The sequence below is a fragment of the Nocardioides luteus genome, from assembly GCF_014648595.1.
GTDB classification, from domain to species: Bacteria; Actinomycetota; Actinomycetes; order Propionibacteriales; family Nocardioidaceae; genus Nocardioides; species Nocardioides luteus.
Map to the genome: position 1 here is coordinate 1 of NZ_BMRK01000006.1, position 22,147 is coordinate 22,147.

General features: G+C 70.6%; 19 protein-coding genes. 2 read left to right on the forward strand and 17 right to left on the reverse strand.

Features of this window, described 5'->3' with window-relative positions:
- Window positions 1-524: 524 nt before the first annotated feature.
- The 10 genes from IEY81_RS09225 to IEY81_RS09270 all read right to left on the reverse strand — a co-directional run bounded on the left by IEY81_RS09225 (window position 525) and on the right by IEY81_RS09270 (window position 10,187).
- Window positions 525-1,292, reverse strand: coding sequence for a pseudouridine synthase (locus tag IEY81_RS09225; protein WP_189118190.1), 768 nt, complete (start codon window positions 1,290-1,292; stop codon window positions 525-527).
- Entirely contained in the window at window positions 1,289-1,987 is a 699-nt protein-coding gene (scpB, locus tag IEY81_RS09230; protein ID WP_189118191.1) for an SMC-Scp complex subunit ScpB, read from the reverse strand. Before scpB ends, IEY81_RS09225 begins: the two co-directional genes overlap by 4 nt.
- Entirely contained in the window at window positions 1,980-2,870 is an 891-nt protein-coding gene (locus tag IEY81_RS09235) for a segregation and condensation protein A (RefSeq protein WP_189118192.1), read from the reverse strand. Before IEY81_RS09235 ends, scpB begins: the two co-directional genes overlap by 8 nt.
- 17 nt (window positions 2,871-2,887) lie before the next feature.
- Window positions 2,888-3,253, reverse strand: a complete 366-nt coding sequence (locus tag IEY81_RS09240) for a hypothetical protein (RefSeq protein ID WP_189118193.1) — start codon at window positions 3,251-3,253, stop codon at window positions 2,888-2,890.
- On the reverse strand, window positions 3,235-4,227 hold the full coding sequence (locus IEY81_RS09245; protein ID WP_189118194.1) for a ParA family protein: 993 nt from the start codon (window positions 4,225-4,227) through the stop codon (window positions 3,235-3,237). Before IEY81_RS09245 ends, IEY81_RS09240 begins: the two co-directional genes overlap by 19 nt.
- Before the next feature lie 259 nt (window positions 4,228-4,486).
- A complete protein-coding gene (locus IEY81_RS09250) occupies window positions 4,487-4,633 on the reverse strand; it encodes a hypothetical protein (protein WP_189118195.1) in 147 nt (48 codons plus the stop codon).
- 30 nt (window positions 4,634-4,663) lie between these two features.
- Window positions 4,664-7,273, reverse strand: coding sequence for a DEAD/DEAH box helicase (locus IEY81_RS09255; RefSeq protein WP_189118196.1), 2,610 nt, complete (start codon window positions 7,271-7,273; stop codon window positions 4,664-4,666).
- Complete coding sequence (gene xerD, locus IEY81_RS09260) at window positions 7,270-8,166, reverse strand: site-specific tyrosine recombinase XerD (RefSeq protein ID WP_189118390.1); 897 nt, start codon at window positions 8,164-8,166, stop codon at window positions 7,270-7,272. The genes IEY81_RS09255 and xerD overlap by 4 nt, the downstream gene beginning before the upstream one ends.
- Before the next feature lie 136 nt (window positions 8,167-8,302).
- On the reverse strand, window positions 8,303-9,418 hold the full coding sequence (gene ald, locus IEY81_RS09265; RefSeq protein ID WP_189118197.1) for an alanine dehydrogenase: 1,116 nt from the start codon (window positions 9,416-9,418) through the stop codon (window positions 8,303-8,305).
- Between the two features lie 142 nt (window positions 9,419-9,560).
- Entirely contained in the window at window positions 9,561-10,187 is a 627-nt protein-coding gene (locus IEY81_RS09270; RefSeq protein WP_189118198.1) for an NUDIX domain-containing protein, read from the reverse strand.
- Between the two features lie 22 nt (window positions 10,188-10,209).
- Between IEY81_RS09270 and pepN the strand changes: the two genes are divergently transcribed.
- The gene (gene pepN / locus IEY81_RS09275; RefSeq protein ID WP_189118199.1) at window positions 10,210-12,648 is read left to right on the forward strand and encodes an aminopeptidase N; all 2,439 of its coding nucleotides are present in this window, start codon (window positions 10,210-10,212) and stop codon (window positions 12,646-12,648) included.
- A gap of 64 nt (window positions 12,649-12,712) precedes the next feature.
- Window positions 12,713-13,183, forward strand: coding sequence for an SRPBCC family protein (locus IEY81_RS09280; protein ID WP_189118200.1), 471 nt, complete (start codon window positions 12,713-12,715; stop codon window positions 13,181-13,183).
- Window positions 13,184-13,279: 96 nt separating this feature from the next.
- Here the strand turns inward: IEY81_RS09280 and pyrG are convergent, their stop codons facing one another.
- From pyrG to IEY81_RS09315, 7 genes are all read right to left on the reverse strand, one after another.
- Complete coding sequence (pyrG, locus tag IEY81_RS09285) at window positions 13,280-14,992, reverse strand: CTP synthase (RefSeq protein WP_189118201.1); 1,713 nt, start codon at window positions 14,990-14,992, stop codon at window positions 13,280-13,282.
- Between the two features lie 14 nt (window positions 14,993-15,006).
- Window positions 15,007-16,932, reverse strand: coding sequence for a putative cytokinetic ring protein SteA (gene steA / locus IEY81_RS09290; RefSeq protein ID WP_189118202.1), 1,926 nt, complete (start codon window positions 16,930-16,932; stop codon window positions 15,007-15,009).
- Window positions 16,933-17,114: 182 nt separating this feature from the next.
- Window positions 17,115-18,878, reverse strand: a complete 1,764-nt coding sequence (gene recN, locus IEY81_RS09295) for a DNA repair protein RecN (protein ID WP_189118203.1) — start codon at window positions 18,876-18,878, stop codon at window positions 17,115-17,117.
- Window positions 18,871-19,866 (reverse strand): NAD kinase, encoded by a 996-nt coding sequence (locus tag IEY81_RS09300; protein WP_189118204.1) that lies wholly within the window; start codon window positions 19,864-19,866, stop codon window positions 18,871-18,873. The genes recN and IEY81_RS09300 overlap by 8 nt, the downstream gene beginning before the upstream one ends.
- Window positions 19,863-20,726, reverse strand: a complete 864-nt coding sequence (locus IEY81_RS09305; protein ID WP_189118205.1) for a TlyA family RNA methyltransferase — start codon at window positions 20,724-20,726, stop codon at window positions 19,863-19,865. The genes IEY81_RS09300 and IEY81_RS09305 overlap by 4 nt, the downstream gene beginning before the upstream one ends.
- Window positions 20,727-20,737: 11 nt before the next feature.
- On the reverse strand, window positions 20,738-21,046 hold the full coding sequence (locus IEY81_RS09310) for a hypothetical protein (protein ID WP_189118206.1): 309 nt from the start codon (window positions 21,044-21,046) through the stop codon (window positions 20,738-20,740).
- Window positions 21,043-22,092 carry an HAD-IIA family hydrolase gene (locus IEY81_RS09315; RefSeq protein WP_189118207.1) on the reverse strand — a complete coding sequence of 350 codons (1,050 nt, stop codon included), beginning with the start codon at window positions 22,090-22,092 and terminating at the stop codon, window positions 21,043-21,045. Before IEY81_RS09315 ends, IEY81_RS09310 begins: the two co-directional genes overlap by 4 nt.
- Between the last annotated feature and the right edge of the window lie 55 nt (window positions 22,093-22,147).

Genomic DNA, 22,147 nt, shown 5'->3' on the forward strand with positions numbered 1-22,147 from the left:
GGCGGCCGAAGGCCGTCCTTGACTCCGGGGCAGATCGAGAAGACCCTCACGAACGGGTCGGCGGCCCACAGTCGGCTTCGGTGGTCGTTTCCGGCAGGGAGGTCTCGACAGGCTCGACCTCCGGTGGACACCGCCGTGGGCTGGTGTCACGGGTGGGGTGGTCTCGACAAGCTCGACCACCGAGGCCCTCGGTCCCGACAAACTCGACCTCCGGTGATCACCGGCGAGGGTTGGTGTTACGGGTGAGGTGGTCTCGACAAGCTCGACCACCGGTGACTAGCTCCGGAGACCGAATCCCCTGCGCCGCACCCGGGCCGCCGCCCCGATAGCCAGCCAAGTTTTTTCTCGACGTGTCCCGGTGTCCAGGACCGCGAAGCGGCCGGCGTAGCCGGCGGCCGAAGGCCGTCCTTGACTCCGGGGCAGATCGAGAAGACCCTCAGGAACGGGTCGGCGGCCCACGGTCGTCTCCGCGACACGTTCCCGGCAGGGAGGTCTCGACCACCGAGGGCCTGGGTCTCGAGTCCTTACAGCTCGGTGTTGTCGAGCAGCTCGCCGAGCTCCTCGCGGGAGAGGTCGCGCATGTCGCCGGGCTTCATCGAGCCCAGGCGGACGGGGCCGATGCGGGTGCGGGTGAGGCGGGTGACGGGGTGGCCGAGGTTGTCGAGGAGGCGGCGGACGATGCGGTTACGGCCTTCGTGGATGACCAGCTCGATGATCGACCTGTCCTTGCGGGTCTCCATGATTCGGGCCTTGGTCACGGTGACCGGGCCGTCGTCGAGGGTGACGCCGGCTAGGAGGCGCTTGCGTACGTTGGGGAAGACCTCGCCCTTGACCTCGGCGACGTAGGTCTTGTCGACCTCGTAGCTGGGGTGGGCGAGGCGATGAGCGAAGTCGCCGTCGTTGGTGAGGATGATCAGGCCCTCGGTGTCGGTGTCGAGGCGGCCGACGTGGAAGAGGCGCTCGGGGCGGTCGGCGACCAGGTCCGAGAGGTTGCGGCGGCCCTCGGGGTCGCTCATCGTGGAGACCACGCCACGCGGCTTGTTGAGGGCCAGGTAGACCTTGCCCGAGATCGGTGGGAGACGCTTGCCGTCGACGCGTACGACGTCCTTGGTGGGGTCGACCTTGGTGCCGAGGCGGGTGACGACCTCGCCGTTGACCTCGACGCTGCCGTTGAGCATCAGGACCTCGCTGCCGCGGCGCGAGGCGATGCCGGCCAGGGCCAGCAGCTTCTGGAGCCGGATCAGGCCCTCGTCGTCCAGCGGCAGATCGTCTCGCTCAGGAAGCTCACTCACGGGTTCGATTCTCCCGCATGTTCGGAGCCAGCCCCATTCGCCGCAGACACATCGGACCCGGCCTCCTCGGGCTGAGCGGCGAGCGCCTCCTGGCTGACCTGCTCGGTCAGCTCCTCCTCCATGTCGGCGAGGTCGGGGAGGTACGGAGCCAGCTCGGGCAGCTCGCCGAGGTCGGTGATGCCGATGCGCTCGAGGAAGTAGCCGGTGGTGCGGTAGAGGTTGGCGCCGGTCTCGTGGTCCTGGCCGGCCTCCTCGACGAGACCGCGGGTGAGCAGCGTGCGCATCACACCGTCGACGTTGACGCCGCGGATCGCGGAGACCCGGGCGCGGGAGACGGGCTGCTTGTAGGCGACCACCGCGAGGGTCTCCAGCGCAGCCTGGGTGAGCCGGGCCTGCTGGCCCTCGAGCACGAAGCCCTCGACGACGCTGGCGTACTCCTCACGGGTGTAGAAGCGCCAGCCGCCCGCGACGTTGCGCAGGTCGAAGCCGCGGCCCTGCTCGGTGTACTCGGCAGAGAGGCTGGTCAGCGCCTCCACGACGGCGGCCGTCGGCTGCCCGACCGCCGCGGCGAGCGCGGCCGCCTCGAGCGGCTCGTCGGCGACCATCAGCACCGCCTCGAGCGCCGGTCGCAGGTCGCCGAGATCGAGCTCGAGGGTCTCCTCGCCGTCACCAGATCCTGTCGAGACCTCAGTCATCGTCCTTCTCCCCATCATCGGCGCCGCCCTCCGCGGGCGGCTGCCCCTCGAACTCGTCCTGGATCAGATCATCGACGTCGAGCGCGTCCTCGCCGGTCCAGCGTACGGTCAGCTCGCCCAGCGCGGTGACCTGGTCGAAGGCGACCGCACCCTCGCGGAAGAGCTCCAGCAGAGACAGGAACCGGGCCACGGTCGTCAGCGTGTCCGGCGAGTCGGCGCACAGGCCCCGGAACGTCACCTGCCCGGAGGCGCGCAGCCGCTCGATGACCAGGGCGGCCTGCTCCTTGACCGACACCTTCGAGCCGTGGATGTGGGACAGCCCGATCTCCGGCGGCCCCGGCTTCGGCGCCATCGCCGCCGCAGCCAGCTGGGCGAACTGCTTCAACCCGATCCCGATCAGCACCTCCGGCAGCAGCCCCGCGTAGCGCGGCTCGAGCTGCACCGACCGGGGATGGCGCTTCGACTCCTTCGCGAGCCGGTCACCGAACACGGCCGCGACCTGCTTGAACGCCTTGTACTGCAGCAGCCGCGCGAAGAGCAGGTCGCGGGCCTCGAGCAGGGCGAGGTCCTCCTCGTCCTCCACGTCACCCTGCGGCAGCAGCCGCGCCGCCTTCAGGTCGAGCAGCGTGCTCGCGACCAGCAGAAAATTGGAGGTCTGCTCGAGGTCCCAGGCACCCTTGCCGCCCTCGGCGGCACCCTTCTTGACGAAGGCGATGAACTCGTCGGTGACCGTGGCCAGCGAGACCTCGGTGATGTCGAGCTTGTGCTTGGCGATCAGGCTGAGCAGCAGGTCGAAAGGGCCCTCGAAGTTGTCGAGGCGTACCTCGAAACCCCCGCTCCCGCTCGATTCCTGCTCCTCGGCCCCCTCAGGGGCATCGGACATCTCTGCGACCGTCACCGTCACTCGGCGAGCCGGTGCACGAGGGCGCTGTCGTCCCCGTACTCCTCCAGGTCGGCCAGCACGATCGCCAGCGCCTCGCGCACCAGCCGACCGCGGTCGACCGCGACACCGTGCTTGGCGCGCAGGTTGAGCCGCGCGTGCTCGAGCTCGAGCAGCTCCTCGGAGGTGATGTAGACGGTCATCTTCTCGTCGTGACGTACGCGCCCGCTGGACCGCTTCTTGGCGGCCGGCGCGCCTTCGGCCGGCTCGGGCACTGCGTGCACCGGACGCGCCTTCGCCTCGGCAGCTGCCGAGGATGCGGCACCGTCGGACGTACGCCGGAAGAGGTCGTCGGCGGCGGGGACCCTCACTCGCCTCGTTGCCATCGGGCCAGCACCTCCTTGGCGAGCAGCCGGTAGGAGTCGGCGCCGGTGGAGCTGGAGGCGTACTCGGTGATCGGCTCGCCGACCACGGTGGAGTCGGCGAACTTCACGGTGCGCCGGATGACGCTGTGGAAGACCCGGTCGCCCCAGCCGTTGACGAGGGTCTCCATGACCTCGCGGCTGTGCATGGTGCGGCTGTCGTACATCGTGCCCAGTATTCCGTCGATCCTCAGCCGCGGGTTGAGCCGCTCCTGGACCTTGTCGATGGTGTCCTTGAGCAGCGCGACACCACGCAGCGCGAAGTACTCGCACTCCAGCGGCACGACCACGGAGTCGGCGGCGGTCAGCGCGTTGACGGTCAGCAGACCCAGGCTCGGCTGGCAGTCGATGAGGATCACGTCGTAGTTGGGCACGGCCGGCGCGAGGGCTCGGGCCAGGGTCTGCTCGCGGGCGACCTCCTGGACCAGCTGCACCTCGGCGGCGGAGAGGTCGATGTTGGCCGGGAGCAGGTCGACGCCGTCGATGCCGGAGGGGACCACCACGTCCTCGAGCGTGATGTCACGCTCCATCAGCAGGTTGTAGACGGTCAGCTCGATCTCGTTGGGCTGGAGCCCGAGACCGACCGAGAGCGAGCCCTGCGGGTCGAAGTCGACCAGCAGCACCTTGCGGCCGTGCTCGGCCAGCGCTGCACCCAGGTTGATGGTGGTCGTGGTCTTGCCGACGCCACCCTTCTGGTTGACCATCGCGACCGTGCGAGCCGGGCCGCCGGTGGCGGGGCCGGGCTCGGGCAGGTGTGGCCAGGGGCGGCCGGTCGGCCCCATCTTGGTCTTGCCCGGGGAGTCGAACGAGCCCGCGTCGGGCTCGGGAGCGTTGGCTCGCAGACGGGCCGAGGGCGGGTACGCCGGAGAGGACTCCGACGTCTGCGGAGGCATCTGCGGCGCAGTCGCGCCACCTGCTCCGAAATAGCTGTCTTCCATTCCTCCACCCCCGGTTCAGTTGCCGCGAGCCTCGGAACGTTCACGGCGTGCGGGTCTATATGTCGACACGGCGACTCTATGACCCGGATCTGCGCGACTGTAGGAGCCGCGCCGGGCGTGTCACAAGGCAAATCCGAGTGATTCTGCTAAGCGAGCCGAATCTGTTGATGACCTGTGCACTTGGTGCCCCGCCAGCCCCACAGGAGGGGCCGGCGCTGTGGAGAAATCTGTGGATGAATCTCCGGCGTGCCGGCCGAACTCAGCGGGTGCGGCGACGCTTCTTGTACTGGTCGTACGCCTTGCTCGCAGCGTCCTTGATCTTCTTCTGGTTCTCGGGCTTGCGAGCCTCGTTGGCCACCTTGGCGATGACGGCGCCCACGATCGGGTTTCTCAGAAGCTTGCGCATGCGCCAACGCTAGCCGACTCCGGCCCAGGGTCACAGCCTGCGCATCGCCACCGTGGCCAGGACGAGCTCTCCGGCCTCGTCGCTGGCGTCGAGATCGGCCACCGCCTCGATGACCCAGTCGTGGTCACCGGCCGGGTCGTCGATGGTCTGGGTGATCCGCCACACCCGCGTGGAGTCGTACGTCTCGTCGTCCTCGTCTACTCCGGCGGGCGCTCCGCGCTCGGCGGTCCAGGTGAGCAGCTTGGGTGAGCGCGAGTCGGCGGAGATGCCGACGTCGTCGTGCTCGGCGAAGTACTCCTCCAGCGCGTCGTCCCAGCGCGAGCGGGTCATCACGACCTCGCGAGCCGGCTCGACCCGGTCGGCGGCCGAGCGCTCCAGCGCCATCAGGCCGTCGAGGTCGTCGCGGGAGACCGCGTCGACCCGCGCCCACATCGCGTTGCGGACCATGACCTCGAAGGCGCGGGTCTGCTGCGAGAGCGACCGCGGCGGCGGTGGCGCCTCGTGGTGGGCGACCGCGGAGGGGATGTGGTCGGGGTCGGAGAGCGCCTCCCACTCGTCGAGCAGCGAGGAGTCGGTCTGCCGGATGGTCTCCCCCAGCCACTCGATCAGGTCCTCGACCTCGGGAGTCTTGTAGGTCTCGGGCACGGTGTGGCGGAACGTGCGGTAGGCGTCGGTCAGGTAGCGCAGCACCAGGCCCTCGGAGCGGGCGAGCTGGTAGCGGCGGACGACGTCGGTGAAGGTCATCCCCTGCTCGTACATCTCGCGCAGGATCGACTTCGGGTCGAGAGCGTCCTCGGGCAGCCACGGGTGGGTGCCACGGTAGACCTCGAAGAGCGCCTCGAGCCGCTCTGCCATCGGCCGGGGCCAGGTGATGTCCTCGATGAGCGCCATCCGCTCGTCGTACTCGATCCCGTCGGCCTTCATGTTCTCGATCGCCTTGCCGCGGGCCTCGTGCTGCTGGGCGAAGAGGATCTGGCGCGGCGGCTCGAGGACGGCCTCGATCACCGAGACGATCTCCAGGGTGTGCTCCGGCGACTCGGGGTCGAGCGTGTCGAGCGCCGCGAGCGCGAAGTGGGCCAGCGGCTGGTTGAGCGCGAAGTCGGCCGGGAGATCCTCGGTGAGGACGTAGCGGCGGCCGTACGCATCGGGCTCGGCGAGCCGGGTCAGGACCCCGCTGTGGACCAGTGAGCGGGTCAGGCGCAGGGCGCGGCGGGCGAGCTTGAGCTGGTTGCGCCGGTCCTCGTGGTTGTCCATGGTGATCCGGCGCATCACCGTGAAGGCGTCCTCGTCGCGGGCGACCACGTTGAGGATCATCGAGTTGTCGACCTTCATCCGGCTCTGCAGCGGCTCTGGGGCACCGTCGACGAGCTTGGTGAAGGTGGCCTCGGTCCACACCACCGTGCCCTCGGGCGGCTTCTTGAGCTGGGCCTTGGAGTTCTTCTTGCCGGCCTTGCGGCGCTCCTCGGACTTCGCCTTGGCCTTCTCGTTCTCGATGATGTGCTCGGGCGCCTGGACGACGACGTAGCCCTGGGTGTCGAACCCGGCCCGGCCGGCGCGGCCGGCGATCTGGAGGAACTCGCGGGTGCGGAGGATGCGCTGGCGGCGACCGTCGAACTTGGCCAGACCGGTGAAGAGCACGGTGCGGATCGGGACGTTGATGCCGACCCCGAGGGTGTCGGTGCCGGCGATGACCTTGAGCAGGCCCGCCTGGGCGAGCTGCTCCACGAGCCGTCGGTAGCGCGGCAGCATGCCGGCGTGGTGGACGCCGATGCCCTTGCGCAGCAGCTTGGCGAGAGTCTTGCCGAAACCGGCCGCGAACCGGACCGGCTCGAGACGCCGGGCGATCTGCTCCTTCTCCTCGGTGGTCAGCTTCAGCCAGCCGGCGTTGAGCAGCGCGGTGCCGTGGGTGACGGCGTCCTTCTGGGTGAAGTGGACGACGTAGACCGGTGCCTGCCCGGTGGTGACCAGCTCCTCGAGGGTCTCCTGCAGCGGCGTCAGCCGCCAGTCGAAGGTGAGCGGGACGGGCCGCTCCGCCTGGTCGACCAGGACCGTGTCGCGGCCGTTGCGGTTGGTCAGGTCCTTGGCGAGAGCGCTGGTGTCACCGAGCGTGGCGGAGAGCAGCAGGAACTGCGCCTGCGGGAGCTCCAGCAGCGGCACCTGCCAGGCCCAGCCGCGGTCGGGTTCGCCGTAGTAGTGGAACTCGTCCATGATGACGAGCCCGACGTCGGCGTGGCTGCCCTCGCGCAGGGCCAGGTTGGCGAGCACCTCGGCGGTGCAGCAGATGATCGGGGCGTCGGCGTTGACCGAGGCGTCGCCGGTGAGCATGCCGACGTTCTCGGCGCCGAAGGTCTCGACGAGGTCGAAGAACTTCTCGCTGACCAGGGCCTTGATCGGCGCGGTGTAGAAGGAGACCTTGTCCTCGGCGAGCGCGGCCGCGTGGGCGCCCGCGGCGACCAGCGACTTCCCCGAGCCGGTCGGCGTCGCCAGGATGACGTTGTCGCCGGCCAGGATGGACATGATCGCCTCGTCCTGGTGGGGGTAGAGGCTGCGCCCGCTCCCCTCGGCCCACTCCACGACCGCCTCGTAGACGTCGTCGGGACTCGCGCCGACCTTGGGGATCCAGTCGGTCGTGCCCGTCACAGGGCCCTCGGGTGTGCGGTCGCGAAGACCTCTCGAAGATTGTCCACGGTGACAAGAGTGTAGATCTGCGTCGTGGTGACCGATGCATGGCCCAGCAGCTCCTGCACCACACGTACGTCGGCGCCGCCGTCGAGCAGGTGGGTGGCGAACGAGTGGCGCAGGGTGTGGGGCGAGACGTCCTTGTCGATCCCGGCGCGCTCGGCGGCCCGGGTCAGGACGGTCCACGCCGACTGGCGCGAGAGCCGCCCGCCGCGGGCGTTGAGGAAGAGCGCCCCGCCCGAACGGACCGAGGCGAGGTCGGGGCGGGCGCGGGTCAGGTAGGCCTCCACGGCCTCGACGGCGTACGAGCCGACCGGCACGATGCGCTCCTTGCCACCCTTGCCGCGGAGCAGGACGACGTTGTCGACGCGGTCGAGGTCGTCGACGTCGAGGCCGACCGCCTCGGAGATGCGGGCGCCGGTGCCGTAGAGCACCTCCAGGAGGGCACGGTCTCGCAGCGAGAGCGGGGTGCCGGGCGCGCCGGCGGCCTCCAGGATCGCCTCCACGTCGGCGAGCGGGAGCGCCTTCGGCAGCCGCTTCTCCGCGCGCGGCGGCTTCACGTGGCCGGCCGGGTTGGCCTCGACCAGCCCGTCGGCGACGGCGAACTTGTGGAAGCCGCGGACCGCCACGACGGTGCGTGCCGCGGAGGTGGCGCTCAGCGCCGGGTGGTCGTCATTGCCCTCGCGCAGGTGGGCGAGGAACGCCGAGACGGTCGCCTCCGAGACCCCGGTGAGGTCTTCGACCCGCTGCTCCGCGAGGAACTCGGCGTACCTCCTCAGGTCGCGGCGGTAGGACGAGAGCGTGTTGGCCGCGAGCCCCCGCTCCACCGTGAGGTGGTCGAGGTAGGTGCGCATCGCATGCTCCACCCCTGAAGCGGTGCCCGAGGCGTTCGGTGCGGCTGTCACGTCCCCATCCAACCAGGGGACGCGAGCCGGGGTGTGCAGGAATGCCCGGCGGACCGGGTATTCCTGCACGGATTCCGCGACGGGATCAGGAGAGCACGGATGCCAGCGGGACCGACTCGATGCCGACGGCCTCGCCGACCGGGGCGTTGGTCAGCCGGCCGGCGTGGGTGTTGAGGCCCTTGGCGAGCGCGGCGTCGTCGCGCAGCGCCTGCTCCCAGCCGTGGTTGGCCAGCGCCACGGCGTACGGCATGGTCGCGTTGGTGAGCGCGTAGGTGGAGGTGTTGGGGACCGCACCGGGCATGTTCGCCACGCAGTAGAACGTGGAGTCGTGGACCTCGTAGGTCGGGTCGGCGTGGGTGGTGGGCCGGGAGTCCTCGAAGCAGCCGCCCTGGTCGATGGCGATGTCGACGAGCACGGAGCCGGGCTTCATCCGGGAGACCAGCTCGTTGGTGACCAGCTTCGGGGCCGCGGCGCCGGGGATGAGCACGGCGCCGATGACCAGGTCGGCCTCGAGGACCTGCTCCTCGAGGGCGAGCTTGTTGGAGGCCAGCCCGTGGACCTGGTTGGAGTAGCGCCAGAACGACATCCGCAGCTTCTCCAGGTCGGTGTCGAGCAGGGTGACGTCAGCCCCCATGCCGAGCGCGATGTTGGCGGCGTTCTGGCCGGAGACGCCGGCGCCGATGATGACGACCTTGGCGTTCTTGACGCCGCCGACGCCGCCCATCAGGGTGCCGCGACCGCCCTGGGCCTTGAGGAGGTTGTAGGCGCCGACCTGGGGCGCCAGGCAGCCGGCGACCTCCGACATCGGGTAGAGCAGCGGCAGCGCGCGGTTGGGCAGCTCGACGGTCTCGTACGCGATCGCGGTGACCTTCTTGGCCAGCAGCTCCTCGGTCAGCGGCTTGTCGGCGGCCAGGTGGAGGTAGGTGAAGAGGGTCAGCCCCTCGCGCAGGCGGTGGTACTCCTCCGCGACCGGCTCCTTGACCTTGAGCACGAGGTCGGCATTGCCCCAGGTCTCGTCGGCGTCCCCGAGGATCTTGGCACCCACGGCGGCGTAGTCGTCGTCGGAGATGGAGGAACCGGCGCCGGCGCCGGCCTCGAGGAAGACCTCGTGGCCGTTGGCCACCAGCTCGTGAACACCGGAGGGGGTGATCGCCACCCGGTATTCGTGGTTCTTGACTTCTTTCGGAACGCCGATCTTCATTGCCCTGCCTTCGTGTGACGCCCCGGACGTGGTGGTCCGTGGATGGTGGGTCAGCCGGATGTTCGCCGCCTGTGCGGCATGTCTAACCCGGTGTGGCGCAAGTCACCAAAATCACATCGATCGCACCTGGCCGGGCCTCTCCTCAGACTCTGCCACGCGTCTTGAGCGCGGCGTACGCAAGCACAGCCTGGACCAGCGGCGAGTCGGTCGCCCGGCCGTCGAGGACGGCGTCGAGAAGCTCCTCGAACGGCACCCAGTGTAGGCTCATCTCGGCCTCCTCGTGGTCGAGCTCGAAGCCGTCGCGGTCGCTCGCGGTCAGGCCGCGGGCAACGAAGAAGTGGTGGATCTCCTCGGAGATGCCGGGCGAGCTGTAGGTGGCCAGCAGCGGCGTCCACTCGGAGGCCTCGTAGGCGGCCTCCTCGCGCAGCTCGCGCACGGCCACGTCGAGCGCATCCTCGCCGGGATAGTCGAGCAGGCCCGCCGGGAGCTCGACGAAGCGTCGCTCGGCCGGGTGACGGTACTGGCTGATGACCAGCGCCCGCTCGTCCTCGTCGAGTGCGAGGACGACCGCAGCACCCGGGTGCTCGAGGACGAGGCGGCGGAACGGCTCCTCGCCCTCGTGGCCGGGTCGGTTGATCCGGTCGGCGCGCAGCGAGATCACCCAGCCGTCGCGGTGGAGGTCCTCGCTCGAGACGACCGGCCAGCTCTCGGCGGCGTCCCATTCGGTGAGCGGCGTGGTCGAGTCGGAAAATCGAGCGTCCGAAGTCATGTCGCGAGGCTACCCTCGGCTCATGTCTGACACCTCCCCCGCCGCCCCAGCCTCGCTCACCCAGGAGGAGGCGGCCACGCGGGCCGCCACGATCACCGTCGACCGCTACGACATCGCGCTCGACATGACCGGACTGCTCGAGGGCGAGACGCTCTCCAGCGTCTCCACGATCACCTTCTCCGCGAGACCAGGATCGAGCACCTTCGTCGACTGCGTGGCCGACGTCTCGGCGGCCACGCTCAACGGCGCCGAGCTCGACCTCGCCACGATCAGCGCCGGACGCATCCCGCTGACCGACCTCGCCGAGACCAACACGCTCGTCGTGAGCGCCTCTCAGTCCGACACCGCCTCTTCCGAGGGCGTGCTGCGCACCGTCGACCCCTCCGACGGCAACGTCTACGTGTGGACCTCCTTCGAGCCCGACGACGCCCGCCGGCTCTGGGCCTGCTTCGACCAGCCCGACCTCAAGGCCGTGCACGCGTTCACGGTCGCTGCCCCCGAGGAGTGGACCGTGCTGTCCAACTCCGCGCCCGCTTCGGTCTCCGACGCCGAGGCCGGCGCGCGGACCTGGGTCTTCGAGGACACTCCCCCGCTCTCGACGTACGTCGTGGTGGTCAACGCCGGTCCGTTCGTCGAGGTGCGTGCGGAGCGCGGCGGCTACGACCTGGGTCTCTATGCCCGCCGGTCGCTGGAGAGCCAGCTCGAGCGCGACCGCGAGGAGATCCTCGACATCACCGAGCACGGGCTGGCGTGGTACGGCTCGAAGTTCGCGATGCCGTTCCCGCAGCGGCGCTACGACCAGATCTTCGTGCCCGACATGGGTGGCGCGATGGAGAACTGGGGCGCGGTCACCCACAGCGACACGTTCATCTACCGGACCCCGCCGACGCAGGAGGACCGCACCGAGCGCGCCAACGTGATCCTGCACGAGATGGCCCACATGTGGTTCGGCGACCTGGTCACGATGCGCTGGTGGGACGACCTGTGGCTCAACGAGGCCTTCGCCTCCTGGGCCGCGGTGTGGGCCTCGGCGGCGGTGCCCGGCTATGAGGACGTGTGGGCATCCATCGCGCTGACCGAGAAGAAGATGGCCTACGACACCGACCTGACGCCCGCCACCCACCCGATCCGCGGGGTGGTGCCGAGCGTGGACGTCGCGATGGCCAACTTCGACGCGATCACCTACATGAAGGGCCAGGCTGTGCTGCAGCAGCTGCACGCCTACATCGGCGAGGAGGCCTACCTCGCCGGGCTACAGGCCTACTTCGCCGAGCACGCCTACGGCAACACCGTCCTCGACGACCTGATGAGCGCCTTCGGCGCCGCGGCGGGCAAGGACCTCACGGCCTGGACCACGGCGTGGCTCGACCACGCCGGCACCGACGTGATCAGCCTCGCCGACGGCAAGGTCTCGGTCAGCAGCGCCGACGGCACGGTACGTCCGCACCGGCTCGACATCGCCTCCTACGACGCCGAGGGCGGCCTGCTCGCGACCACCCCGGTCACCGTGGAGGACGGTCCGGTGGAGGTCGACCTCCCGGACGCGGCCGCTCACCTGCTCAACGCGACCGACGTGACCTTCGCGGCGACCCGCTCCGACGAGGCCAGCGAGGCCTGGCTCGGCCAGAACGCCGGCCGGCTGCCCGACGCGGTCGCCCGGGCGGTCGCGGTCAGCAGCGCCTGGGCGGCGATGTTCCGCGGCGAGATCGCCGGCCCCGACGTGGTCTCCCGGGTCGCCTCCGTCCTCGAGCACGAGCGAAACCCGCAGGTCACCGGCGAGTTCTTGAGCATGGCGGCCGCGGCCGCCGAGCTGTGGACGCCACCCGCGCGGGTGGCCGAGCAGCGGACGCTGGTCGCGGACGCCGCCGCGGCCCTCGCGACCGACCCGGCCAACCGCGACACGGCACTCCGGGTCCTGGCCGCCCACGCCACCACGCCCGAGCAGCTCGCGCTGGCCGAGGAGGGAGCAGCCGAGGACGTACAGGTGGCGTGGCGGCTGCTGGGACGGCGTGCGGAGACCGGTGACTACGACGCCGAGGCGGTCGCCGCCCTCGAGGCGCGCGACCCGGACCCGGAGTCGTGGGTCAGCGCGCTCGGCGTACGTACCGCCAGGCCGCTCGCCGAGGCCAAGGAGGAGGCCTGGCAGGTCACCATGGTCGAGCGCCGGCTGCCCCGGACCGACAGCGGCTACGCGCTGAGCTCGGCCTTCTGGCGACCCGGTCAGGAGGACGTCCTGGCGCCGTACGCCCAGCGCTATCTCGATGCCGCGACCGCGATCCGGGGTGGCGGGCTGCTCGCCTACGGGCTCCAGCTCCGGCTCTACCCGGTGACGGCCGGCGAGGAGGTCGCGGCTGCGGCTCGGGCCGCCTGTGAGGGCGACGCTCTCGTCCCGTTCGTGCGGCAGACGATCATCCGTCTCGCCGACGTCCACTGTCGGCAGGTCGCCGCGCGATCGCGCTGAGACGTATGGGCCCTCCGGAGGCCGGGTACCGCTCATGTCGTACGCAACCGAGAGGAGAAACGGCATGAGCACCATCGAGAAGAGCATCGAGGTAGGCGTCCCGGTCAGCACCGCCTATGACCAGTGGACCCAGTTCGAGTCGTTCCCCCAGTTCATGGAGGGCGTCGAGTCGGTCCGCCAGCTCGACGACAAGCACCTGCACTGGAAGGCCGAGATCGGCGGTGTGACCCGTGAGTGGGACGCCGAGATCGTCGACCAGGTCCCCGACGAGCGCGTCACCTGGCGTGCTGTCGAAGGTGCCCAGAACAAGGGCACGGTGTCGTTCTCCCAGGACCAGGGGAACACGACGCGCGTGACACTGCGTCTGGAGTACGAGCCCGAGGGCGCCGTCGAGAAGACCGGCGACCTCCTCAACATCGTCGACCGACGGGTGAAGGGCGACCTCGAGCGGTTCAAGGAGTTCATCGAGAAGCGCGGCACCGAGACCGGTGCCTGGCGCGGTGAGGTGAAGCCGTCCGGCGAGGTGAACCGCTAGTCACCTGAGACCAGCCGGTCATCGATGATGAGGCCCCCGCGGTCGGCGTAGAGCCGGCTTCGGGGGCCTCATCAATCACTGCTCAGCGAGCGCTGCTCAGACCTCGGCGGTCTCGGGCAGGTCGACGTCGCTGACCTCGCGGCGCAGGTTGGTCTCGTCGATCGGGAAGCGCTGCTCCTTCTGCCGGTCCAGCGCCGCCTTGACCAGCCCGGCGAAGAGCGGGTGCGGACGGGTCGGCCGCGAGCGGAGCTCGGGGTGGGCCTGGGTGGAGACGTAGTAGGGGTGTACGTCACGGGGCAGCTCGACGAACTCGACGAGCTGGTTGTCGGGCGAGAGGCCGGAGAAGACCAGGCCGGCGTCCTCGAGCTGGTCGCGGTAGCCGTTGTTGACCTCGTAGCGGTGGCGGTGGCGCTCCTCGATGGAGGTGTCGCCGTAGACCTCGGCCGCGATCGAGCCCTTCTTGAGCTCGGCCGGGTAGAGGCCGAGCCGCATGGTGCCACCGAGGTCGCCTGCGCCCTCGACGTACGCCTTCTGCTCCTCCATCGTCGCGATGACCGGCTCGGGGGTCTCGGCGTCGAACTCGGTGGAGTCGGCCTTCTCGAGGCCGAGCACGTTGCGGGCGTACTCGATGACCATGCACTGCAGGCCGAGGCACAGGCCGAGCGTCGGGATCTGGTGGGTGCGGGTGTAGGTCAGCGCGCCGAGCTTGCCCTCCAGGCCACGGATGCCGAAGCCGCCGGGGACGCAGACGGCGTCGACGTCGTGGAGGTTCTTGGCGGCGCCCTCGGGGGTGGCGCAGTCGTCGGAGGGGATCCAGCGGATGTGGACCTTGGCCTCGTTGGCGAAACCGCCGGCACGCAGCGCCTCGCCGACGCTCAGGTAGGCGTCGGGAAGGTCGATGTACTTGCCGACCAGACCGATGGTGATCTCTTCCTTGGGGTGGTGGACCCGGCGGAGCAGGTCCTCCCACAGCGCCCAGTCGACATCACGGAAGGGCAGGTCGAGCTTGCGCACGACGTAGGCGTCGAGACCCTCGCGGTGGAGGACCTTCGGGATGTCGTAGATGCTCGGGGCGTCGGCGGCGGTCACGACCGCGTCCTCGTCGACGTCGCACATGAGCGCGATCTTGCGCTTGATGCCCTCGGGCAGCTCCCGGTCGGCCCGGCACACGATGGCGTCGGGCTGGATGCCGATCTGGCGCAGCGCCATCACCGAGTGCTGGGTCGGCTTCGTCTTGAGCTCCTTGGACGGGCCGATGTAGGGCACCAGGGAGACGTGCACGAAGAAGACGTTGTCGCGGCCGAGTCGCTGGCGCACCTGGCGGGCGGCCTCGAGGAACGGCAGCGACTCGATGTCGCCGACGGTGCCGCCGATCTCGGTGATCACCACGTCGATCTCGGGGCCGTGCATGGCCAGCACCCGCTCGGAGATCTCGTCGGTGATGTGCGGGATGACCTGGACCGTCTCGCCGAGGTAGTCGCCCCGTCGCTCCTTGGCGATGACGTTGGAGTAGACCTGACCGGTGGTCACGTTGGCGTGACCGACCAGGTCGGTGTCGAGGAACCGCTCGTAGTGGCCGATGTCGAGGTCCGTCTCGGCACCGTCGTTGGTCACGAAGACCTCACCGTGCTGGAACGGGTTCATGGTGCCGGGATCCACGTTCAGATACGGGTCCAGCTTCTGCATGGTCACGCTCAGGCCACGCGAACGGAGAAGGCGGCCGAGGGACGACGCCGTCAAGCCCTTTCCCAATGAGGAGGCGACGCCCCCGGTGACAAAAATGTGCTTGGTCAAGCTCGCCGACTTCATGGGCCTCAATCCTATCAATCCTTCAGCAGGCCACCGAAACCCGACGCACCGAAGTCGCCACCTTGCTGGCTGGTCTGGCGTGCCAGGACGAGCGGGACGGCGACCTGGCCGGCAGTCGTCTCGACGCCGTCCACGGATGCGAACCAGTCGTCCCAGTCCTTGGCGCGCAGCGTCTCGAGGACCTCAGAACCTGCGCTTCCGGCCACGACCAGCCCCTTCGAGGTGGCGCCGAGGCCTTCGGTCAGCCCCTCGACGGCTGTGGTGTCCTGGCTGTCGTCACCGAGGACGACCAGGACCAGGTCGGCCGGTCCGCTCGGTCGTCCCTGGGCCGTGACGAGGTCGCCGGTGAGCAACGCCACAGCGGCGGTCTTGGCGGGCTGGTCGAAGGTCTCGCCCGGGTCGGTGCCCGCATAGGTCTCCCCGATCACCTGCCCCATCCGCTGATAGGTGGCCTGATCGGCATCGCCGCGGCCGAGCTGGTCGACGAGCTGGGTGGCCAGGCTGTCGACGTACTGCTTGCGACCCGGGTCGAGCAGGTTGGGACGTACGTCGAGCACTCCTGTGGTCGCTCCCCCGGCCGCCTTGATCTTGCGGGTCAGCGCCTTGACCGTCATCGGGTCGGCTCCGGGCAGGCTGAGCACCGCGACCTTGTGGCCCGAGAGCTTGCCGGCCATCAGCTCGTCGCCCGCCTCGGCGACGAACTCGGCTTCGGCGGTCTGCTCGGGCTTGGCGTCCTTCGCGTCGCCCTTGCTCTCACCGGAGGTGGTGCTGGCGGCAGCGCCCTCGCCTCCCGCCCCGGCGCCGATCTCGGTGAGGTCGTGGTCGGCGGCCCAGATGCCGGCGGGGATGCCGATCGCGAGCGCCGTGACCGCGGCCAGCACGGGCAGCACCAACCTGCGCGCCCGGGGCTCGCTGCGGCGCACGGCGGGGATGGCGGAGGCGTCGACCAGGGACGGGCCCAGGGCGAGCCGGGTCAGGTAGGTGCCGGCCAGGCCGGGGCGCTGGTCCTCGAGGAAGTCGGTCAGCGTGGTGCTGAGCCCGGCACCGACGACCAGCGACGGGTGCTGGGCGTAGGCGACCAGGAGGGCCGCGTCCGCGGGCGCGAGGGTGGACTCGAACCGCTTCGGCTGCACACCGATGCGCTCGAGGAGGTCGGCGGCGTAGTCGCTCGGGGAGCCACCGGGCGCGAGCACGACCTCGGCCGCACCGGTGAGCACCGAGGAGTCGGGGTAGCTGTCGGTGTCGGCGCCGAGGACGAGGACCGCGTTGCGTACCTGCTTCTTGGACAGCCTCTTCGCCGCTGCACCCACGGCGATGATCACCGGGCGCTGCTCGCGCAGGAAACCCTCCAGACCCGCGAGGTAACCGTCCAGATCCGGATGCTCGGCGATCACCACGACGGGCTGGCCGGCCAGCGGCGTGTCGAGCGGAGGTACGCCGTTGCCGTGCAGCAGCACCTCCTCCTCCCGCCGGAGCAGCTCGCTGCTGTTGTGGGTGAACAGCTCCAGGTGGGAGCTCAGGCCGCGCTTGGCGTCCTCGAGATCCTCGGTGAGCGACTCCTGGTCGACCGCCCGGCCGGAGGTCAGCAGCTGCTCGCCGTCGAAGATCTCGCCGTCGAGCAGGCGGGCCTTCCGACCGTCGGGCAGCTTCTCGAGGGTGTCCTCGCCGACCTCGTCGATCAGCTCGATGCCGGCGTCGAGGAGCGTCTGCGGGCCCCGGTTGGGGTAGCGACCCGAGACCATCGGCTGGGCGTTGACCACCGCGATCACGCCCTTGGCCGCGATCGCCAGGGCGGTGCTGCGGTCGAGGTCGACATGGTCGATGACCGCGATGTCCCCCTCTTTGAGCCGCGGGATCAGCGCCCGGGTCGGGCGGCCCGCACGCAGCGTGCCGCGGATGCCCGGGAGTACGGACGGAATCTGGCGAGTAGGCAGTCTCATGGCTCCTCAATCCTCCCCCGGCCCGGCCGCCCGTCCCTGGATCTCCCTTCCGGCGAGTCGGCAGCTGTGGCGGCCGGTTGCGTACGTTTGGCGGCCGAATCGGCAGTTGTGGCGTGTGCTGTTCACCACAACTGCGGATCCGTCCGCCAGCGGTGCGGTCTCGGCGGGGGTGCTCGGCCCGGTCAGGCCTTGGCGGAGCGGGCGACCTCGAGGAGCTCGCGGGCGTGCGCGATGGCGGTGTCGGAGGCCGTCAGGCCGGCGAGCATCCGGGAGAGCTCGCGCTCGCGGGACTCGTCGTCGAGGACGCTGAGGCCCGAGCTGGTGACCACACCGTCGCTGGTCTTCTCGACGGCCACGTGATGGTCGGCGAAGGCGGCGACCTGGGGCAGGTGGGTGACGACCAGGACCTGAGCGGTGCGGGCCAGCTGGGCGAGGCGACGGCCGATCTCGACCGCTGCGGTGCCACCCACTCCGGCGTCGACCTCGTCGAAGACGAAGGTCGGGACAGGGCTGGTGGCTGCGAGCACGACCTCGATGGCCAGCATCACCCGGGAGAGCTCACCGCCGGAGGCGCCCTTGTGGAGCGGGCGGGGCTCGGAGCCGGTGTTGGCCGCCAGCAGCAGCTCGACCTCGTCGAGCCCGTTGGACCCGTAGCGCAGCCAGCGGGTGGCCTTGCCGGAGCCGACCTTCAGCGGCGCGTGCGGCTCCTCCTCGGAGGCAGGTGCCTCGGTCTCCTTCTGGCGTACGTCGACGACCAGTCGCGCGTGCGGCATGGCGAGCCCGGTGAGCTCGTCGCTGACCGCCTCGGAGAGCACCCCGGCAGCCTTGGTGCGGGCCTCGGAGAGCGCCAGGCCCGCCTCCGCGAGAGCGGACCGGAGGCGGGTGCGCTCGCTGCGGAGCTCGGCGATGCGGTCGTCGTCGGAGTCGAGCTCGAGGAGCCGCTTGGCACCCGTCTCGGCCCAGGCGAGCACCTCGTCGATCGTCTCGCCGTACTTCCGCGTCAGCGCGGTCAGCGCCGCGCGCCGCTCGGAGACTGCGGCCAGCCGGGCCGGGTCGGTCTCGATCGCGGTCGCGTAAGAGGCGACGTCGGCGGAAAGGTCGGAGAGCAGGTAGGCGACCTCGGCGAGGCGGTCGGCCAGCGAGGCGGCGTCGGGGTCGTGGTCGCGCACGCCGTCGAGGGCCTGGCGGGCGGCGGAGATCGCGCCCATGGCGTCGGGGGCGTCGACCTCGGAGGAGAGCGCCTCGCGCGCCTGCTCCGCCGCGGTGCGCAGCGTGTCGGCGTAGCCGAGCTTCTCCTCCTCCTGCGCGAGGGTGACGTCCTCACCGGATTCGGGCGAGACGGCCTCGACCTCACCGAGGCCGAAGCGGAGCAGGTCGGCCTCCTGGGCCCGCTCGCGGGCGTGGGTGGTCACCTCGTCGAGCTCGCTCTCGACGCGTCGCAGCTCGGCGTGGATGTCGGCGTAGGCGGCGATCAGCTCGGCGACCGTCTCCCCGCCGAAGCGGTCGAGCGAGTCGCGCTGGGCGCGCGGCTGCAGCAGCCGGTGCTGGTCGGACTGGCCGTGGACCGCGACCAGCGGCGAGGTCACCGAGCCCAGGGTCGCGACCGGGACGGTCGCACCCCCGACGTACGCCCGGGCCCGGCCCTCGGCGGCGACGGTGCGGGCGACCAGGACGCGGCCTTCCTCGACCTCTCCCCCGGCCTCCTCGGTCGCGTCCACGACACCCGGCAGCGAGCGGGCGTCGATGACGCCCTCGACGCGGGCGGCCTTCTTGCCCTTGCGGACCGAGCCGGCGTCGCCGCGACCGCCGAGCAGCAGGCCGAGCGCGGTCACGATCATCGTCTTGCCCGCACCGGTCTCGCCGGTGACCACGGTCAGACCGGGGCCGAGCTCCAGGGTCGAGGACTCGATGATCCCGAGTCCGGAGATCCTGATCTCCTCAAGCATTCTCGCCTCCGTTCATCCTGAACGGACGCCGTTCCGCGGCGCCTCGCCATCCCTCCACAGACAGTCCGAACTTCCGCACCAGACGGTCCGTGAACGGCGCCTGGTGCAGGCGGACGAGTCTGACAGGCTCCACCCCCCGGGTGACCTCGATCCGGGCGCCGGGACCCAGCTCGTAGGAACGCCGGCCGTCGCACCAGAGCACACCGACCCCGTCCGCGCGCGAGATGACCTCGACGGCGAGCACCGAGGTCGGCGCGACCACCATCGGCCGGGCGAAGAGCGCATGGGCGCTGATCGGCGTCAGCAGCAGGGCCTCGACGCCGGGCCACACGACCGGGCCACCGGCGGAGAAGTTGTAGGCCGTGGAGCCGGTCGGGGTCGCGCAGACCACGCCGTCGCAGCCCCATCGCGACAGCGGGCGGCCGTCGATCTCGACGACGACCTCGAGCATCCGCTCGCGCGCGGCCTTCTCGACGCTGGCCTCGTTGACGGCGAACGTGCGGAAGACCTTCTGACCGTCCTCGTAGACGCTCACCTCGAGAGCCAGGCGGTCCTCGGAGGTGTAGCGGCGCTGGACGATCGCCTCGATGGTCGACTCGACGTCGTCGTACTCCGCCTCCGCCAGGAAGCCGACATGGCCCAGGTTGACCCCGAGCACCGGGGTGCGGTGGGGCTGGACGATCTCGGCGGCACGCAGGATCGTGCCGTCTCCGCCGATGACCAGCGCCAGCTCGCAGTCACGGCTCGCGTCGGCCTCGTCGGTGGCGAGCTCGAGCTCGGGTTCGTACGCCGCGGGGTCGATGCCGAGGTCGGCGGCCTCGCTGGCCAGCACCCTGACCACGATGCCGTGCACCGCGAGCGACTTGGCGCAGGCCAGTCCGACCTCGCGTGCCTCCTCACGCCCGGTGTGGATGAGCATGAGGACGCGGCGGACGGCGGTTGACTCCGCAGACTCCACGTTCAAGGCATCGGCATCGGCATCGGTCACGGATCCACCTTCTCAGACGGCGCCGACACTTCCCCGGCGGTGGGGCTCTCCAGGCCGCGCTGCTCGCGCACGGCCTCCTCGATCTCGGCCTCGGTGATCGTGGCCTCTCCTCGGCGGAGCCAGAGGAAGAACTCGACGTTGCCGGACGGGCCCGGGAGCGGGCTGGTGGTGACCGCGCGGGCGCCCCAACCACGGGAGGCGGCCGCCGCGGCCACGGCGTTGACCGCCTCGGCGCGCAACGCCGGATCGCGGACCACTCCGCCCTTGCCGACACGATCCTTGCCGACCTCGAACTGGGGCTTGACCATCAGCGCCAGGTCGCCCTCAGGGCTGGTCACGCGGATCAGCGCGTCCAGCACGAGCTCAAGGGAGATGAAGGAGAGGTCGCCGACCACGACGTCGACGGGCTCACCGACGATGTCGAGGGAGAGGTCACGGATGTTGGTGCGATCGTGGACGACGACACGGTCGTCCTGCTGGAGGCGCCAGGCGAGCTGGCCGTAGCCCACGTCGACGGCGACGACCTGTCGGGCCTCGTTGCGGAGCAGTACGTCGGTGAACCCGCCTGTCGAGGCCCCGGCGTCCAGGCAGCGACGGTCCTTGACCGAGAGGCCGAGCGGACCGAAGGCCGCCAGCGCACCGGCGAGCTTGTGCCCGCCGCGCGAGACGAAGTCGGGACGGTCCGGGTCCTCGGTCACCACGATGGCGACATCGGTGGTGACGCCGGTCGCGGGCTTGGTGGCACGGTTGCCCGAGACGGTCACGCGCCCGGCGGCGATCAGCTCGCTGGCGTGCTCACGGGATCGGGCGAGCTTGCGACGGACCAGCTCGGCGTCGAGGCGCAGGCGGCGAGGAGGCATGCGGTCGCCTTTCAGGGCTGGTCTGCGGGCTGGTCTGCGGGCTGGTCTGCGGGCTGGTCTGCGGGCTGGTCTGCAGGGTGGTCGTCCGGCGCGGCCCCGGACGCGGCGGCGATCCGCGCCATCGCGTCGTGGGTCTGGGTGTCGGGGTCCAGCGCCCGGCGCAGCTCGGTGTGAGCCGACTCGAAGACACCGACGTGCTCGGCCAGAGGCAGCTCGTCGAGGCGGTCGAGCGTCTCGAGGACCGCATCGACGCGGGCTACACCGGTGTGCGGCGACGGGCCGGCCTGGGCCGGAGTCGCGTCGAAATCCTGCTCGCTCATGTGCCCGAGACTACCGCCCCGCCGTCGGCATCCGGACGAGGCGGCGCGGCCAGGGCGCCGATCGAGACCACGGACCCGGTGGCGTCCACGTGCGCCCAGGCGCTGGTCGCGACGACCCGCCACCAGTCATCGGTGGCACCGTCGCCGCTCACCTGCAGCTCCCCGTCGCGTACCTCGGCGGTCCAGCCGCCCAGACGTGCCGTGGTGCCGTCGCTCTCGGGCGCCTGATGGGTCTCGAGAAGGCCGCCGAGGTCGGAGGAGATGTAGGTCGGCCGGCGCTCCGGCTCGGCTGCGACGATCTCTTCCAGGCCGGTCACGCCGGTCAGCACCAGAAGCGTGTCGATGCCCATGTTGCGGCCGCCCTCGATGTCGGTGTCGAGCCGGTCGCCGACCATCAGCGGATGCTCGGCCCCGGTGCGCCTGATGGTCTCCTCCAGCAGCGGCTTGGAGGGCTTGCCGGCCACGACCGGCTCCACGTTCGCGAAACGGCGCAGGGTGTCGACCAGGACGCCGTGGCCCGGCGCGATCCCGTAGGCGGCCGGGAAGGTCATGTCGGTGTTGCTGGCGACCCAGAAGAGCCCGTCCTTGATCCGCACCGCCGCACGCAGGATGTCCTTCCACAGCAGCTCCGGGTTGTAGCCGGTCACGATCGCCTCGGCGTCCTCGTCGACCGCGACAGGCACCAGGCCGGCCGCCTCGAGCGGCTCGCTCAGGCCGGCGGCGCCCAGGTTGACCACCTTCGCGCCCGGCTCGAGGCGCTCGGCCAGGACCCGCGCCGCGGCCTGGGCGGAGGTGACGACGTCCTCGGCCGTCGCCTCGATCTCCAGGTCGCGGATGTTGGCGGCCACCTTCTGCGGCGGCCGGGCGGCGTTGTTGGTGATGAACGCCAGGCGCAGCCCGGCCTCTCGCGCCGCGGCGAGCGACTCCGGGGCGCGCGGGACCGCGGCGCGGCCGATGTAGACCACGCCGTCGAGGTCGAGCATCGCCACGTCGTGGGCGGAGGCGAGCGCCTGGTCTGAGCCCTTGAGCTGGTGGCCGTTCAGCACACGAAGTTCCTTCTCTGAGTCGGGGGTGCGGCGATTGGCACCAGTGTGACCCTAC

Excerpts from the sequence above, each read along its gene's own strand:
- scpB (WP_189118191.1), bottom strand. The coding sequence starts at position 1,987 with ATGACTGAGGTCTCGACAGGATCTGGTGACGGCGAGGAGACCCTCGAG.
- IEY81_RS09235 (WP_189118192.1), bottom strand. The coding sequence starts at position 2,870 with ATGTCCGATGCCCCTGAGGGGGCCGAGGAGCAGGAATCGAGCGGGAGC.
- IEY81_RS09240 (WP_189118193.1), bottom strand. The coding sequence starts at position 3,253 with ATGGCAACGAGGCGAGTGAGGGTCCCCGCCGCCGACGACCTCTTCCGG.
- IEY81_RS09245 (WP_189118194.1), bottom strand. The coding sequence starts at position 4,227 with ATGGAAGACAGCTATTTCGGAGCAGGTGGCGCGACTGCGCCGCAGATG.
- IEY81_RS09250 (WP_189118195.1), bottom strand. The coding sequence starts at position 4,633 with ATGCGCAAGCTTCTGAGAAACCCGATCGTGGGCGCCGTCATCGCCAAG.
- xerD (WP_189118390.1), bottom strand. The coding sequence starts at position 8,166 with ATGCGCACCTACCTCGACCACCTCACGGTGGAGCGGGGGCTCGCGGCC.
- ald (WP_189118197.1), bottom strand. The coding sequence starts at position 9,418 with ATGAAGATCGGCGTTCCGAAAGAAGTCAAGAACCACGAATACCGGGTG.
- IEY81_RS09270 (WP_189118198.1), bottom strand. The coding sequence starts at position 10,187 with ATGACTTCGGACGCTCGATTTTCCGACTCGACCACGCCGCTCACCGAA.
- pepN (WP_189118199.1), top strand. The coding sequence starts at position 10,210 with ATGTCTGACACCTCCCCCGCCGCCCCAGCCTCGCTCACCCAGGAGGAG.
- IEY81_RS09280 (WP_189118200.1), top strand. The coding sequence starts at position 12,713 with ATGAGCACCATCGAGAAGAGCATCGAGGTAGGCGTCCCGGTCAGCACC.
- pyrG (WP_189118201.1), bottom strand. The coding sequence starts at position 14,992 with ATGAAGTCGGCGAGCTTGACCAAGCACATTTTTGTCACCGGGGGCGTC.
- steA (WP_189118202.1), bottom strand. The coding sequence starts at position 16,932 with ATGAGACTGCCTACTCGCCAGATTCCGTCCGTACTCCCGGGCATCCGC.
- recN (WP_189118203.1), bottom strand. The coding sequence starts at position 18,878 with ATGCTTGAGGAGATCAGGATCTCCGGACTCGGGATCATCGAGTCCTCG.
- IEY81_RS09305 (WP_189118205.1), bottom strand. The coding sequence starts at position 20,726 with ATGCCTCCTCGCCGCCTGCGCCTCGACGCCGAGCTGGTCCGTCGCAAG.
- IEY81_RS09310 (WP_189118206.1), bottom strand. The coding sequence starts at position 21,046 with ATGAGCGAGCAGGATTTCGACGCGACTCCGGCCCAGGCCGGCCCGTCG.